The organism is Escherichia sp. E1130 (genome assembly GCF_005781065.1).
In the GTDB taxonomy this organism is placed as follows: domain Bacteria; phylum Pseudomonadota; class Gammaproteobacteria; order Enterobacterales; family Enterobacteriaceae; genus Escherichia.
In genome coordinates, this window is the sequence record NZ_VATL01000004.1 from 560445 (window position 1) to 575222 (window position 14778).

At 51.8% G+C, this 14778-nt stretch carries 14 protein-coding genes; 6 read left to right on the top strand and 8 right to left on the bottom strand.

Going from position 1 to position 14778, the window contains the following annotated elements:
- Nucleotides 1–13 precede the first annotated feature (13 nt).
- Both dnaB and FEK66_RS05475 read right to left on the bottom strand, forming a co-directional pair.
- The gene (gene dnaB / locus FEK66_RS05470; RefSeq protein WP_130205810.1) at nt 14–1429 is read right to left on the bottom strand and encodes a replicative DNA helicase; all 1416 of its coding nucleotides are present in this window, start codon (nt 1427–1429) and stop codon (nt 14–16) included.
- A gap of 70 nt (nt 1430–1499) precedes the next feature.
- Nucleotides 1500–2534 (bottom strand): LacI family DNA-binding transcriptional regulator, encoded by a 1035-nt coding sequence (locus FEK66_RS05475; RefSeq protein ID WP_130205808.1) that lies wholly within the window; start codon nt 2532–2534, stop codon nt 1500–1502.
- A 255-nt stretch (nt 2535–2789) separates the two neighbouring features.
- On the opposite strand from FEK66_RS05475, the gene FEK66_RS05480 reads away from it, so the two are divergent.
- The 5 genes from FEK66_RS05480 (at nt 2790) to FEK66_RS05500 (ending at nt 9576) form a co-directional block, all read left to right on the top strand.
- Entirely contained in the window at nt 2790–4361 is a 1572-nt protein-coding gene (locus FEK66_RS05480) for a CoA-transferase (RefSeq protein WP_130259471.1), read from the top strand.
- Entirely contained in the window at nt 4354–5133 is a 780-nt protein-coding gene (locus FEK66_RS05485; protein WP_135495163.1) for an enoyl-CoA hydratase-related protein, read from the top strand. Before FEK66_RS05480 ends, FEK66_RS05485 begins: the two co-directional genes overlap by 8 nt.
- 77 nt (nt 5134–5210) lie before the next feature.
- Nucleotides 5211–6440, top strand: coding sequence for an Nramp family divalent metal transporter (locus tag FEK66_RS05490; RefSeq protein ID WP_165383314.1), 1230 nt, complete (start codon nt 5211–5213; stop codon nt 6438–6440).
- Between the two features lie 10 nt (nt 6441–6450).
- On the top strand, nt 6451–8487 hold the full coding sequence (locus tag FEK66_RS05495; protein WP_135495164.1) for an FAD-binding protein: 2037 nt from the start codon (nt 6451–6453) through the stop codon (nt 8485–8487).
- Nucleotides 8488–8592: 105 nt separating this feature from the next.
- Entirely contained in the window at nt 8593–9576 is a 984-nt protein-coding gene (locus tag FEK66_RS05500) for a quinone oxidoreductase (RefSeq protein ID WP_135495165.1), read from the top strand.
- Between the two features lie 163 nt (nt 9577–9739).
- Here the strand turns inward: FEK66_RS05500 and pspG are convergent, their stop codons facing one another.
- Together pspG and dusA are read right to left on the bottom strand one after the other, a co-directional pair.
- Nucleotides 9740–9982: an envelope stress response protein PspG gene (gene pspG / locus FEK66_RS05505; RefSeq protein ID WP_000891404.1), complete on the bottom strand. Its 243-nt coding sequence runs from the start codon at nt 9980–9982 to the stop codon at nt 9740–9742.
- 133 nt (nt 9983–10115) lie between these two features.
- A complete protein-coding gene (gene dusA, locus FEK66_RS05510) occupies nt 10116–11111 on the bottom strand; it encodes a tRNA dihydrouridine(20/20a) synthase DusA (protein WP_130205796.1) in 996 nt (331 codons plus the stop codon).
- A gap of 155 nt (nt 11112–11266) precedes the next feature.
- Here dusA and zur point away from each other — a divergent pair, with 155 nt between their 5' ends.
- Nucleotides 11267–11782, top strand: coding sequence for a zinc uptake transcriptional repressor Zur (zur, locus tag FEK66_RS05515; RefSeq protein ID WP_130205794.1), 516 nt, complete (start codon nt 11267–11269; stop codon nt 11780–11782).
- A gap of 41 nt (nt 11783–11823) precedes the next feature.
- Here the strand turns inward: zur and FEK66_RS05520 are convergent, their stop codons facing one another.
- The 4 genes from FEK66_RS05520 to dgkA all read right to left on the bottom strand — a co-directional run bounded on the left by FEK66_RS05520 (nt 11824) and on the right by dgkA (nt 14633).
- A complete protein-coding gene (locus tag FEK66_RS05520) occupies nt 11824–12033 on the bottom strand; it encodes a CsbD family protein (protein ID WP_001030602.1) in 210 nt (69 codons plus the stop codon).
- 115 nt (nt 12034–12148) lie between these two features.
- Entirely contained in the window at nt 12149–13474 is a 1326-nt protein-coding gene (dinF, locus tag FEK66_RS05525; protein WP_130205792.1) for an MATE family efflux transporter DinF, read from the bottom strand.
- 72 nt (nt 13475–13546) lie between these two features.
- Nucleotides 13547–14155, bottom strand: coding sequence for a transcriptional repressor LexA (gene lexA / locus FEK66_RS05530; protein ID WP_064525560.1), 609 nt, complete (start codon nt 14153–14155; stop codon nt 13547–13549).
- Nucleotides 14156–14264: 109 nt separating this feature from the next.
- Entirely contained in the window at nt 14265–14633 is a 369-nt protein-coding gene (gene dgkA / locus FEK66_RS05535) for a diacylglycerol kinase (protein ID WP_000002907.1), read from the bottom strand.
- Nucleotides 14634–14778 lie beyond the last annotated feature (145 nt).

The following is a 14778-nucleotide window of genomic DNA, read 5'->3' on the forward strand; positions in this document are numbered from 1 at the left end:
CATAAAATAATTATTATTCGTCATCGTACTGCGGCCCCGCGTAGTTGTCGAAGCGCGACCATTGACCGTTAAAGGTCAGGCGTACCGTCCCGATTGGGCCGTTACGTTGTTTACCGATAATAATTTCCGCGATGCCTTTCAAATCACTGTTCTCGTGATAAACCTCATCACGATAGATAAACATGATCAAGTCCGCATCCTGCTCGATGGAGCCGGATTCACGCAAGTCGGAGTTGACCGGACGTTTGTCGGCACGTTGTTCCAGAGAACGGTTCAACTGGGACAGGGCCACCACCGGCACATTCAGTTCTTTTGCCAGCGCTTTCAGCGAGCGGGAGATTTCTGCAATTTCCAGCGTACGGTTGTCGGAAAGTGACGGCACACGCATCAGCTGCAGGTAGTCGATCATGATAAGCCCGATGCCGCCGTGCTCACGGGCAATACGACGCGCGCGCGAGCGCACTTCCGTTGGCGTCAGACCGGAGGAGTCATCAATATAGATGTTACGTTTCTCGAGCAAAATGCCCATCGTGCCGGAAATACGCGCCCAGTCTTCATCATCCAGTTGCCCGGTACGGATTTTGGTCTGGTCAACGCGCGACAGCGATGCCAGAGAACGCATCATAATCTGTTCCGATGGCATCTCCAGCGAGAAGATAAGTACCGGTTTATCCTGCAACATCGCCGCATTTTCGACGAGGTTCATCGCAAATGTCGTTTTACCCATCGACGGACGCGCCGCGACGATAATCAAGTCCGACGGCTGCAAACCGGCGGTTTTTTTGTTGAGATCGTCATAGCCGGTGTTTACCCCGGTGACGCCATCGTGCGGCTGCTGGAACAGTTGCTCAATACGCGCCACGGTAGCGTCGAGCACATCGGCGATGTTCTTCGGCCCTTCGTCTTTATTGGCGCGACTTTCGGCAATTTTAAAGACGCGGGATTCAGCAAGGTCCAGCAAGTCTTCACTGGTGCGCCCTTGCGGATCAAAACCAGCTTCGGCAATCTCGTTAGCAACTGAGATCATCTCACGGACAACAGCACGTTCCCGCACGATGTCAGCATAAGCGCTGATGTTCGCCGCACTTGGCGTATTTTTTGACAGCTCTGCCAGATAAGCGAAACCACCGACGCTATCAAGTTGCCCCTGGCGCTCCAGCGATTCCGCCAGAGTTATCAGGTCTATCGGGCTACCACCTTCCTGCAAACGCGCCATTTCGGTAAAGATATGGCGGTGCGGACGGGTGTAGAAATCGTCTGCCACTACACGCTCGGCCACATCGTCCCAGCGTTCGTTATCCAGCATTAAACCGCCCAACACCGACTGCTCCGCTTCGATCGAGTGCGGAGGCACTTTCAGCCCGGCAACTTGTGGATCGCGTTCGCGAAGCTCAGCCTGCTGTTTGTTGAAGGGTTTATTTCCAGCCATAGTGAATGGAGTTACCTGCTGTTAAAAAGGGATAGAGAGTATAGCGAGAAACAGTTTCTCGCTACAGCATTTAACGCCCCCGTCTTCCGGTAGAAGCGCGAATTTGCAGGGTTGGGCGATAGACGTAATGGCTGAGCGGTGCGTCTGGCTGCGCAATACGCCGTAAAATTTGCTGCGCCGCCTGTTTCCCCAGAGCCAATGGCTCTACCGCAATTGTGGTTAACGGCGGGTTACTGTAAGCACAAGCCGCCACGCCATCATTACCAATCAACGAAATATCTTCCCCGGCAAATAATCCTCTTTCGCCCAGTGCCGACTCCGCGCCAAAAGCCATTAAATCGTTATAACAAATCACCGCTGTGGGTGGCGAAGGCATATCCAACAGTTGTTGCATCAACTGGTAACCGTTGGCCTGAGTCGGTTCAGCGCGCAGCGAAAAAGCATCAGTGCTCCACGGCTGTAAATCATGATGATTCATCGCCTCCAGGTATCCCTGATAACGCATATGGTGCGTAAGTCCCCCAATAAACACGATGTCTCTGTGCCCTTGTTGAATGAGATATTCCGTAGCTTCCCGGACGCCTGCGTGGCTGTCCACGCCAACGTAATCGACGGGCAATTGTTGCCAGTCCAGAGGGCGCATTGTGATTAATAAGGGTGTGGAACTGTTGGCATAACGCTGTAAATCGGCTTCTGAGGTGCTGTTTACTGGACAGAGGACAATGCCCGCGACGTGGTGTTCCAGCAAGGTATCAAGTACCTGTTTTTGCCGATCGCTACGCTGGGAGGTATTGGACATTACGGTGATAAAACCGTGCTCCGCCAGCGTGATCTCAAGGCCCATTGTAAATTCAGCGAAAAAAGGGTTGGTCAAATCATCAATCACCACGCCGATAGTCAGCGATTTTTGCGAACGCAGATTGGCAGCAAAACGGTTATAGACATAGCCTAATTGCTCAATGGCTTGCTGGACTTTTTGTTGCGTCTCTTTTTTGATAAGCGGACTGTCGTTGAGTACCAGCGACACGGTCGATTTCGAAACGCCAGCCGCACGTGCAACATCGGTTAATGTTACCCGCTTTCTTCCTGTATCCGACTTCGCCATGACTACTCCAACCCCCCATAAGATCAAGGCATTTACTTTATCATAATCTCCTTTTACTCATGCGATCCGTTAACGCCATGGATCGCAGGAGATCGTCGTTTCGATCACAGATTCATACTTCCCTTGTTGTATTTTTTGCACGCCAATCGTACAAATTACGCATAAATTAGATCGTTCCAATTAATTTATAATCACTATTATGTTGTTTTACATTGATATTTTTAATTATTTTTATATCGAAATAAGGAAATTATTATGTGCTCTGTACGCACGATCACTGCATCGGAAGCTGCAGATTTGATTGCTGATGGCGCAGTTGTCACCGTCTCCTCCTCCAGTGGAATGGGGTGTCCTGATGCCGTGCTGGCAGCAATAGGTGAACGCTTTCAACATGCCGGACATCCGCAAAACATCACCAGCATCCACCCTATCGCCGCAGGTGATATGTATGGCGTAAAAGGCATCGATCATCTGGCGCAATCGGGTTTACTGGCAAAAGTGATCGCTGGCTCCTACCCCTCCGGGCCATCATCAATGACGCCTCCGTTAATCTGGCAAATGATCAATGACAACGCGATCCCCGCCTGGAATCTGCCTTCCGGGATCTTATTTGATATGCACCGGGAAGCGGCGGCTCATCGTCCTGGCGTGCTGACACAAACAGGCATGGATACCTATGTGGATCCCCTGTTGCAGGGCGGCGCAATGAATGAAAAAGCGGCGCAACAATCTCTGGTTGAACGTGTTCGATTTGCTAACGACGACTGGCTGTTTTTCCCCAGCATCGTGCCCCAGGTAGCGATCATTCGCGCTACCACTGCCGATGAACGCGGCAACCTGACTTATGAACATGAAGGGGCTTATCTTGGGCCACTGGAACAGGCCACAGCTGTTCGCAATAACGGTGGCATCGTAATTGCGCAGGTAAAACGGCAGGTTGCCGCCGGAAGTCTGAAACCAAAAGAGGTGCGTATTCCGGGTGTACTGGTGGATTACATCGTGATTGAGCCGGAACAAACACAAACCACGCAAACACAATACGAACCTGCCATTTCCGGCGAAATCAGTCGTCCGCTGTCCGCCTTTCGTTATATGGAACATGGCCCGGCGCGGGTTATTGCCCAGCGAGTCGCGCAAGAACTACAAAGTGGAGATGCGGTAAATATTGGCTTTGGTATTTCTGCCAATGTACCGCGTATTTTACTGGAACAAGGTCGCCACGGTGATGTCACCTGGCTGCTGGAACAGGGCGCAATTGGCGGAGTTCCACTACTGGAATTTCAATTCGGCTGCGCCTCTAATGCAGAAGCATTTTTGCCCTCTCCCCAGCAGTTCACCTATTTCCAGGGCGGGGGTTTTGATCTCACTCTGATGTCATTTTTACAAATCGGCGCAGATGGCTCAGTAAACGTCTCGCATCTGCCTGCCCGTCCACATGTCACTGCCGGATGCGGTGGGTTTATTGATATCACTTCACATGCGAAGCGAATTATTTTCTCTGGCTTTTTCAATGCTGGTGCCCAGCTGCAACTGGATGATGGTCAGCTGCGTATCATTAAAGAAGGCAAAGCCAAAAAGCTGGTGCAAGAAGTCGCCCACGTGACGTTCTCCGGCAAACGCGCAATAAGACTCGGGCAGCAAGTGCAGTACATCACTGAACGCTGCGTTCTGGAATTAACACCAGACGGGCTACTGGTCACAGAAATTGCCCCTGGTATTGATCCTGAACGCGACATTCTCGCCCAAAGCGATGCCCCACTCCGTCTGGCAGACGATCTCAAGCTAATGAATCCCCACTATTTTCAACAAGGACGTCACCATGAATAACGGCACTATTGACCTCCAGCGCAACGGTTTCATTGCCACTCTGGTGATTAATCGTCCGGCGAAACTCAACGCATTAACCCCGGAGATGCTTGAACAGCTGCTGACACATTGCCACACGCTGGAAACGGATTCGGAGATCCGCGTGGTTCTGCTGACCAGCGCCAGTGAAAAAGCGTTTTGTGTCGGTGCGGATATTCATCGCTGGACCTCTCTTTCTGCACTTGATATGTGGCGCAACTGGATCCGCCGCGGTCATCAGGCATTTGACGCTCTGGCACAACTGCCACACCCCGTAATCGCCCTGGTGCACGGGCTGGCTTATGGCGGTGGTCTGGAACTGGCTGCTACCGCCGATATCCGTATTTGTAGCGCCGAGGCTCGGATGGCGCTACCAGAAACCGGACTGGCGACAGTGCCTGGCTGGTCAGGAACGCAGCGGCTGACGGCACTACTTGGGCGTTCACTGGTGAAAGAACTGGTATTTACCGGCGAACCACTAGATGCACAGCGTGCGCTGTCCTGCGGGCTGGTGAATCGTGTTGTCACCTGGGAAGCGTTACACGACGCCGGGCTGCAACTGGCACAACGTATCGCCCAACGTGCTCCGGTTGCTGTGCAGATCGCCAAGCAAGTTATCGATGCCGGAGAAGGTATTGCCGTTGCCTCGACGCTTGAAGCGCTTGCTGGCGCTTTTTCCGCCACTACTGAAGATGCTCGTGAAGGAAGTCAGGCATTCGCCGAGAAGCGTCTCCCGCACTTTCAGGCGCGCTGAAAGCCTCTTACAAGGAAAGAAAGATAATGAATATGACAACCTCTGTTCCCCAAACGCCTTCTTTATTCCGGCGAATAATGACAAAACTTGCGGCCTTTGCGCCTGGCATCTTTCTTATTGGCTACAGCATTGGGACAGGCAGTATCACCACTATGGCGAAAGCGGGTGCAAACTATGGCGTCTCGCTGATGTGGGCCGTGGCGCTTTCTTGCATTGTTACCTGGTTTTTAATCCGTATTTATGGTCGTTATGCTTCCGTCACAGGTGAACGCGCGCTGACTGCATTTCGTCGCCATATCCATCCTGGCGTTGCTATGTTGTTTCTGATCGGGTTAACCGTTGCCGTGAGTGGTTCCATTATGGGGGTAATGGGCATTCTGGCGGATGTAATGGCAACATGGTCCACGACCTGGTTTAGTGGCGGTATCTCAGCACTCGCCTGGGCTATCGCGATGGTCATTATGATTAACGTGATGCTCTGGACCAACAGCAACGCCGGGTTCGACAAAATCCTCTCCGCGCTGGTTGGCATTATGGGGCTGGCGTTTGTGATTAATTTTTTCATTATGATGCCGCCGGTCGCAGATCTGCTGGCCGGATTTATTCCGTCTGTTCCCGATCCTGTCGCTGGCGATAACAGTACGCCATTTCTGATAATTTCTGGCATGGTGGGTACAACCGTAGCGCCAGCAATGTTTCTTATGCGCACGACTCTGGTAAAAAGTAATGGTTGGGGTGTGGACAATCTGCCTCATCAAAATCGTGATGCCATTGTCAGTGCAGGAATGATGTTCATCATCAGTGCGGCGGTGATGGCTGCGGCTGCGGGTACGTTGTATCAAACTGGCACAGGTTTAAATAACGCCTCGCAAATGGTCATTATTCTCGAACCTATTGCTGGCTCGGCTGCCGTGGGACTATTTGTTATCGGTATTGTTGCTGCCGGGCTTTCCAGTCAGTTCCCGAATTTACTGTTAACGCCCTGGCTGCTGGCTGACTGGCGTGATACCAGCAACGAAGTTAGCCCAGGTTACCGTATCCTGATGACGGTTATGTCTCTGCTTTGTCTGGTTGTGCCGCTGTTCCACGCACGCCCGGTATTGGTGATGATTGCCAGCCAGGCCTTTAACGCCATTATTCTGCCGCTGACTGTTTTATGTATGTTCTGGCTGGCGAACAAGCCTTCGTTAATGGGCGAATATCGTTGCTCACGCTGGGAAAACGTCATGTTTATTGCCATAAGCGCATTTACGCTAATCATGGGCTATATGGCAATGAGCGGCTTAATCGAAAGTCTGATGAAATAGGTGGGACGCAATGATTGACGAAACGCTAACGGCGCTCACTGATATCAAAATGCCCCATTACTCACCGCTGGCTCAAGCCAGCGGTAGTATCGACCTTAACGGCGCCATTTTACCTGAGTACCGCTGCAACACGCTGGTGCTAGGCAGTGGTGCTGCCGGATGGCGAGCTGCCGTCGAGCTGAAACGGCAAAATGTCGATGTCATGGTCGCTTCCAGCAAAGTTTTCTGGGGTACTTCCGCCTGTTCTGGTTCTGATAAACAAACGCTCCACACCGCCAATACCCGTGCAAATGGTGACCATTTTCTGGCATTAAGTGACACTCTGGCGGCGGGCGGTTCGATGGATCATGACACTGCCTATGTTGAAGCCGTCGGCTCAGTGAACACCTGTGAAGTACTGAAATATCTGGGTCTGGATCTGCCAGAAGATCTCTTTGGCGCAACGTTGCGTTATCAAACCGATCACGATGAGTTCGGTCGCGCCACCAGTTGCGGCCCACGAACTTCTCGCCTGATGGTTAAAGTTCTGGCTTTGGAGGCAATGCGCCTTAATATTCCTCTGCGCGATCACACAACGGCGATTCGTATCCTGACCCGCGGTGAAGGAGAAAACAGACGAGTCGTAGGGGTGATCGCTATCGATAAAGCCTGTCGGGATAATCCCTGGCGAATGGTAGTAATTCGCTGCCAACATCTGGTTTTAGCCACGGGCGGGCCAGGTGAACTTTATCGTGACAGTGTCTATCCGGTGAACTGTTTTAGTGCGTTGGGCATGGCGTTGGAAGCAGGTATAAGCCTGGTGAATCTTACGGAGAGTCAGTTTGGTATCGGTACACCGCGCAGCCAATTTCCGTGGAATCTTTCCGGTACTTACATGCAAGCGATGCCGCGCATCTACTCGCAGGACCACTCCGGACGTCAGTATAATTTTCTGGCAGCTTATTACCCCACGACTCGTATGCTGGCCTCCGCGATATTTCGCAAAGGTTACCAGTGGCCGTTTCACGCGGAACGAATGCTGGAATATGGCTCCAGCCTGCTGGATGTCGCGGTGTATGAGGAGACACAAAAAGGGCGCGATGTTTTCCTCGATTTTCTGCGGGAACCCGAACCCGCAGCGGACGGAACGCCATTCAACCTGCGGGAACTGGATGATGATGTCATCGACTATCTGCAACAAAATCACGCCCTGCTGGCGCAACCGCTGGCGCGATTAACACAGATGAATCCTCTGGCTATTCGTTTGTATCAGATGCATGGTCATGATCTCACAGCCTCACCGCTAAAATTTACGCTAAATAATCAACATCTTAATGGCGGAATTGATGTTGATATTTGGGGGCGTACATCGCTAACTGGTTGTTATGCTGCCGGAGAAAATGCCGGAACACATGGTGTGACGCGTCCTGGTGGGTCGGCGCTCAATGCCGGGCAAGTTTTCGCCCGCCGCTGTGCATTGCATATTGCTCATCAGAAAAGTCAGGACCGCCCTCTCGAGAGGCAACAAATTCTCAGCACGATTAATGAGGCGCAACAGTTCCTGAATCAGGGGCTGCTGCGCGACGACGTGCGAGAAACGATACAAAATACCATGAGCCACCATGCTGCAATTTTGTGTCATACGCAGGGGATCAACACTGCCGCGCAAACCATAGCAACACTTTGTGAAGATATTCGCCGGGAAGGCATTCAAAGCGATGAAAACAGCCTCGCCCAATCTTTCCAGTGGCGGCAAAGTGCGCAACTGGCGCTGGCTGTACTGCGCTCTTTACAATGCTATATCGAAAATGGTGGCGGGAGTCGTGGCGCCAGGGCTGTCTATGATGGCGAAGCCGGTATCACACCGCAAACGCCAGGTGGGCCACTCCTGACCTGGCGTTTTCGACCAGAAAATCAGGATGCCCGGCAATACATGATTTGTGTTTGTCTGGAAGCTAATGATTGCCATGCCTGGATTCGCTTGTGCCGTGAGCGGGGCGTATCAACGCTAACCAACTTTGAGCGCCAGTGGCAAAACTGGATTGCGGCGACGCTGTTTCAATACTGACCAGAGATATTCCGGGTTGTGACCACTGCCCGGAAAAAATCCCCGCGCGGCCCGGCGACTACTGTTAGGCTTAAAACAGATATGTCGCTCAGTTAAGGAGTTTAAATGGCAACACGCATCGAATTTCACAAGCACGGTGGCCCGGAAGTTCTGCAAGCCGTGGAGTTCACGCCTGCCGATCCGGCGGAGAATGAAATCCAGGTCGAAAATAAAGCCATTGGCATTAATTTTATCGACACGTATATCCGCAGCGGCCTTTATCCGCCGCCATCGCTGCCCAGTGGATTAGGCACAGAAGCGGCTGGCATCGTGAGCAAAGTCGGTAGCGGCGTGAAGCATATTAAAGCAGGCGATCGCGTGGTTTATGCACAGTCAACGTTAGGGGCTTACAGCTCTGTGCATAACGTCAATGCCGATAAAGCCGCAATTCTTCCCGCGGCGATCTCTTTTGAGCAAGCCGCTGCATCATTCCTGAAAGGCTTAACGGTTTATTATCTGCTACGCAAAACGTATGAAATCAAACCTGACGAACAGTTCCTGTTCCATGCGGCTGCTGGCGGCGTGGGCTTAATTGCCTGTCAGTGGGCAAAAGCCTTAGGGGCAAAACTTATCGGCACCGTGGGAACGGCGCAAAAAGCGCAAAGCGCCTTAAAAGCCGGGGCATGGCAGGTCATTAACTATCGCGAAGAGAATCTGGTCGAGCGGTTAAAAGAGATTACCGACGGCAAGAAAGTGCGCGTAGTGTACGATTCCGTGGGTAGAGACACCTGGGAACGCTCGCTGGATTGCCTGCAACGTCGCGGTTTAATGGTCAGTTTTGGCAACTCATCAGGCGCGGTGACGGGTGTGAACTTAGGCATTCTCAATCAGAAAGGCTCGCTGTATGTGACACGCCCTTCCCTGCAAGGCTATATCACCACGCGGGATGAGTTAACCGAAGCCAGTAATGAACTGTTTTCTTTGATTGCCAGCGGCGTAATTAAAGTGGATGTCGCAGAACATCAGAAATACCTGCTGAAGGATGCGCGGCGTGCGCATGAGATTCTGGAAAGCCGGGCGACGCAGGGTTCCAGCTTACTGATTCCATAAAGAAATTGGGCTTCCACCTGGGAAGCCCTTTCTTTTATAGTTCGGCTGTATGTAGGGTACAGCTCGATGAATTTGTTTGACGCGCAATAGTGACAGATTTGATTATCAATTCCTATTTTGTTCTAAGGATAAAACCCGAGGTTGTGATCATCCGCACAATCCCTTAGTAACGCCAGCGGTCATAACGCTGATATTTAGGCACTTTTGGCGCTTTAATCGCCTTGATCACCCACACTACCGCAATCGCCAACAGCAGCCACGGCAGCAACTTAATCATCAATGCCAGCATCCCACCGAGGAACATAATGGCCGTCGCCACAACCAGCGCAGCGATAATGCCCAGCAATGAAACGCCGGTGACCATCAACATGACAAAAAAGCCAATCACAAAAAGTAGTTCCAGCATGATGTTCTCCCAAAAATGAAATCTCTTGCTGGCTTTACAAGAATCATGCCAGAAATAACATATTGATTTATCAACAAAACGCCCCGCGTCGAAGCGCAGGGCGTGGTGAATTTGACTACTTTGTGGTGAAAAATTAACGCTTATCCGCTACCAGTTTGAGCGCATGTTCCAGCACGTTAATGTCAGCGCCCGCTTTATGGGCATTTTCACTTAAATACCGCCGCCACTGCCGCGCACCAGGAATCCCCTGGAACAGCCCCAGCATATGCCGGGTGATATGACCGAGATACGTCCCCTGGCTGAGTTCACGCTCAATGTACGGATACATAGCGCGTACCACCGCCACCGGATCGGCATCGGTATCCGAGGAACCAAATATCTCTCGATCCACCGCCGCCAGAATGCCTGGGTTTTGATACGCTTCACGCCCGACCATCACGCCATCCATATGTTGCAGGTGTGCTTTAGCCTCTTCCAGTGACTTGATGCCGCCGTTAATCGACATAGTCAGATGCGGGAAATCACGCTTCAGTTGATAGACACGCGGGTAATCGAGCGGCGGGATCTCACGGTTTTCTTTCGGACTTAAACCAGAAAGCCAGGCTTTGCGCGCATGGATAATAAACATCTCGCATTCGCCTTTGCCGGAAACAGTGTCGATAAAATCACAGAGAAATTCATAGCTGTCCTGGTCGTCAATGCCAATACGCGTTTTCACCGTCACTGGAATCGACACTACGTCGCGCATCGCTTTTACGCAGTCAGCCACCAGTTGCGCATTCCCCATCAGGCACGCGCCAAACATGCCGTTCTGTACCCGGTCTGACGGGCAGCCGACATTCAGGTTGATCTCATCATATCCGCGCGCTTCTGCCAGCTTCGCACACTGCGCCAGCGCCGCCGGATCGCTACCTCCCAACTGCAACGCCACCGGATGCTCTTCTTCACTGTAAGCCAGGTAATCACCTTTACCGTGAATAATCGCCCCTGTGGTCACCATTTCGGTATAGAGCAGCGTATTACGGGAGAGCAGACGCAGGAAATAACGGCAGTGTCTGTCCGTCCAGTCGAGCATAGGAGCAATAGAGAAACGGTATGCGGGATAAGCGGTTTGTGATTCTGCTGACATGGCGATTTTTTAAGCATCTGGTGAATTGGGGGCGCTACTATAGCATAACGAATATGCGATCAGGCAATGTGGCAGCTTCGATGCCCGGTTGTCGGCGTTTAAGTGAGAATTATGGTAAAGTAAGGACATTCTTAACCCCACTTTCGAGGTGCACAATGGAAAAGACCACAACGCAGGAGTTATTGGCGCAGGCTGAAAAACTCTGCGCGCAGCGTAATGTGCGCCTGACACCGCAACGTCTCGAAGTGCTGCGCCTGATGAGCCTGCAAGAAGGGGCTATCAGCGCCTACGATCTACTTGATTTGCTGCGCGAAGCCGAGCCGCAAGCCAAGCCGCCGACGGTTTATCGCGCGCTCGATTTTCTGCTTGAACAAGGTTTTGTGCATAAGGTGGAATCCACCAACAGCTATGTGCTCTGCCATCTGTTCGATCAGCCCACCCATACGTCAGCCATGTTTATTTGCGATCGCTGCGGCGCAGTGAAAGAAGAGTGTGCAGAAGGCGTGGAAGACATTATGCATACGCTGGCGGCAAAAATGGGTTTTGCCCTGCGGCATAATGTGATTGAAGCACATGGTCTCTGTGCGGCATGTGTGGAAGTTGAAGCGTGTCGTCATCCTGAACAGTGCCAGCATGATCACTCTGTGCAGGTTAAAAAGAAACCGCGTTAAGAGGGCGTACATCCTTGTACACGTCGGGCAGGAGGGATTAATTACCAGCGGTAATCATGGCGTTTTTCCCAGCTATCAACCTCTTTTTCTGCCTGATCTTTCTGGTAACCGTAACGTTCCTGGATTTTACCCACTAACTGGTCACGCTTACCTTCAATGACCGTCATGTCATCATCGGTCAGTTTGCCCCATTGCTCTTTCACTTTACCTTTGAACTGTTTCCAGTTACCGCCGACTTCGTCTTTATTCATATTCAAATCCTCATCGTTAGGTGGTGAATGAGAGTACGCTCACTTTTCTTCTGAACGTGGGATTAAGTGTAGTCAGGAATTTGGCTTAGGATTATTTATTCAGAACTTTTAACCGTCATGTTGCGGCAAACCAGGTACCGTTGCGCCAGTGACGCCGCCAGATAGCTGCCAGAGAAAGCCCGCGCAACGCCAGAAAGACGGTTAACGCCAGCCATAAACCATGGTTACCCAACCACGGCAACGTCAGTAGCGTCAAAGCGAACCCTGCTGCTGCGACTGCCATACTATTGCGCATTTCGGCAGCGCGCGTTGCGCCAATAAACATACCATCCAGCAGATAACACCAGACTCCTACCAGCGGTAAAATAACCTGCCAGATTAGGTAGCGATCGGCCAGATTCTGGATCTGCGTTAACGACGTTAGCAACGCGATGATATGTTCACCCGCCAGCAAATAAACCACCGAAAACAACAATGCCACGATCCCCGACTGGCGGCACGCTGCGCGCCAGACATCCAGTAACTGGCTACCGTCGCGCGCACCATACGCCTGACCGGAGTGGGCTTCAACCGCGTAGGCAAAACCATCCAGCGCATAGGCTGTAAAGGTGAGTAACGTCATCAGGACTGCGTTGACGGCGATAATATCGCTCCCCAGTCGCGCGCCAAGTACGGTGATCGCGCCGAAACAGAGTTGCAACAACAGCGAGCGCAGCATGATATCGCGGTTAAGCGCCAGCAAGCGACGGAAGTTTCCTCGCCAGGCAGTTTTCAGCATTTCGCCGGAGATGCCGCGTAGTTTGAGGATTTTACGCACCATTAGCAGACCAATCAGCAATGTTGCATATTCCGCAATAACCGTCGCCAGCGCCGCGCCCTGCACGTTCATATGCAGCCCCATCACCAGCCAGACATCCAGCACAATGTTGAGGATATTGCCAACCACTAACAAAATCACTGGCGCGCGGGCATATTGCACGCCGAGCAACCAGCCGAGCAGCACCAGATTCGCCAGCGACGCCGGTGCGCTTAACCAGCGGATTGCAAGAAAGCGCCGCGCCTGTTCCAGAACCGCTTCGCTACCACCAACAATATGCAGCGCCAGCTCGATAATCGGCGTACGCAGTAAGGCAATCAACGCTCCGGCCCCCAGTGCCAGCAGCAACGGCTGCACCAGCGCACGCGCCAATGCCTGAGGATTTTTGGCACCATAAGCCTGTGCAGTAAGCCCGGTAGTGCTCATACGCAAAAACAGCAACAGCATAAAGAGAAAACTGGTCGCCGTTGCGCCAACCGCCACGCCGCCCAGATAAACCGGACTATCAAGATGACCAATGACCGCCGTATCAACCAGTCCCAGCAAGGGAACGGTGATATTGGAGAAAATCATGGGTAAAGCCAGATGCCAGAGTGCCTTATCAGATGAAGTGAGGAATGCCATGCAGACAAGCCTGATGAAGAGAGATTAAAAACAAACCGCGATGCCAGGCGGCATCGCGGTATCAGAGATAGATTACAGCCAGTCGCCGTTGCGAATAACACCAACCGCCAGCCCTTCAATGCTGAAGCTCTGCTGACGAAGGTCAACGACAATGGGTTTAAACTCGCTATTTTCTGGCAGAAGTTCGACTTTATTACCCTGTTTTTTCAGACGCTTAACGGTAACTTCGTCATCTATACGCGCGACAACGACCTGACCATTACGCACATCCTGGGTTTTATGCACTGCCAGCAAGTCGCCGTCCATAATGCCGATATCTTTCATCGACATCCCACTGACGCGCAGCAGGAAATCGGCATTCGGTTTGAACAGGGAAGGATCGACCTGATAATGACCTTCAATATGCTGCTGCGCCAGAAGCGGTTCACCGGCAGCCACACGACCCACCAGCGGCAACCCTTCTTCCTCTTCCTGCAACAGACGAATCCCGCGCGATGCGCCGGAAACAATTTCAATAACGCCTTTGCGTGCCAGCGCCTTCAGATGTTCTTCTGCCGCATTTGGGGAACGGAACCCCAAACGCTGCGCGATTTCCGCACGCGTCGGCGGCATACCTGTCTGGCTGATGTGATCACGGATGAGATCAAACACCTCTTGTTGCCTGGCCGTTAACGCTTTCATTCCGCCCCCTGGGTGTATATACAGTTATGCTGTGAGTATATACAGCAAAAGGTGATTTTGGAACCATAAACTACACAATAAACCAGAGATTTATCGAATTCTGGAAGGGTTATCCAAAATGCGACCATAACAGAATGCACCAGGTAATCACGGCGACGATAATAGCGATCAGCACCGCGGCAGAGCCCATATCTTTCGCCCGCCCGGAAAGCTCATGGTATTCAGAGCCAATACGGTCAACCACCGCTTCGATGGCACTATTGAGAATTTCCACAATCATCACCAGCATGACAGAACTAATAAGCAATACTCGGGTTATTGCATCCACATCCAGCCAACAGGCAATAACAACTGCCAACAATACCGCGACACCTTCCTGACGGAATGCCGCTTCGTTGATCCATGCGGCACGTAAACCTTTCCAGGAATAGCCAGCAGCTTTGATAATTCGGGTGAATCCAGTGGTATTATTGGCCATCGAAAGAACCTTTTTACATTATGAGCGTCAATATCAGTGTACCGTTGAATCCGAAGATTACGGTTAGCGTAACGTCGCGCGAAACATGAGCGGATACCACAGAATTTCCCATGACTTTCTGCTATCCTTCCCGCGCATTTGCATT

Excerpts from the sequence above, each read along its gene's own strand:
- zur (WP_130205794.1), top strand. The coding sequence starts at position 11,267 with ATGGAAAAGACCACAACGCAGGAGTTATTGGCGCAGGCTGAAAAACTC.
- FEK66_RS05495 (WP_135495164.1), top strand. The coding sequence starts at position 6,451 with ATGATTGACGAAACGCTAACGGCGCTCACTGATATCAAAATGCCCCAT.
- pspG (WP_000891404.1), bottom strand. The coding sequence starts at position 9,982 with ATGCTGGAACTACTTTTTGTGATTGGCTTTTTTGTCATGTTGATGGTC.
- FEK66_RS05490 (WP_165383314.1), top strand. The coding sequence starts at position 5,211 with ATGACAAAACTTGCGGCCTTTGCGCCTGGCATCTTTCTTATTGGCTAC.
- dinF (WP_130205792.1), bottom strand. The coding sequence starts at position 13,474 with ATGGCATTCCTCACTTCATCTGATAAGGCACTCTGGCATCTGGCTTTA.
- dgkA (WP_000002907.1), bottom strand. The coding sequence starts at position 14,633 with ATGGCCAATAATACCACTGGATTCACCCGAATTATCAAAGCTGCTGGC.
- FEK66_RS05520 (WP_001030602.1), bottom strand. The coding sequence starts at position 12,033 with ATGAATAAAGACGAAGTCGGCGGTAACTGGAAACAGTTCAAAGGTAAA.
- dnaB (WP_130205810.1), bottom strand. The coding sequence starts at position 1,429 with ATGGCTGGAAATAAACCCTTCAACAAACAGCAGGCTGAGCTTCGCGAA.
- dusA (WP_130205796.1), bottom strand. The coding sequence starts at position 11,111 with ATGTCAGCAGAATCACAAACCGCTTATCCCGCATACCGTTTCTCTATT.
- FEK66_RS05475 (WP_130205808.1), bottom strand. The coding sequence starts at position 2,534 with ATGGCGAAGTCGGATACAGGAAGAAAGCGGGTAACATTAACCGATGTT.
- FEK66_RS05485 (WP_135495163.1), top strand. The coding sequence starts at position 4,354 with ATGAATAACGGCACTATTGACCTCCAGCGCAACGGTTTCATTGCCACT.
- FEK66_RS05500 (WP_135495165.1), top strand. The coding sequence starts at position 8,593 with ATGGCAACACGCATCGAATTTCACAAGCACGGTGGCCCGGAAGTTCTG.
- lexA (WP_064525560.1), bottom strand. The coding sequence starts at position 14,155 with ATGAAAGCGTTAACGGCCAGGCAACAAGAGGTGTTTGATCTCATCCGT.
- FEK66_RS05480 (WP_130259471.1), top strand. The coding sequence starts at position 2,790 with ATGTGCTCTGTACGCACGATCACTGCATCGGAAGCTGCAGATTTGATT.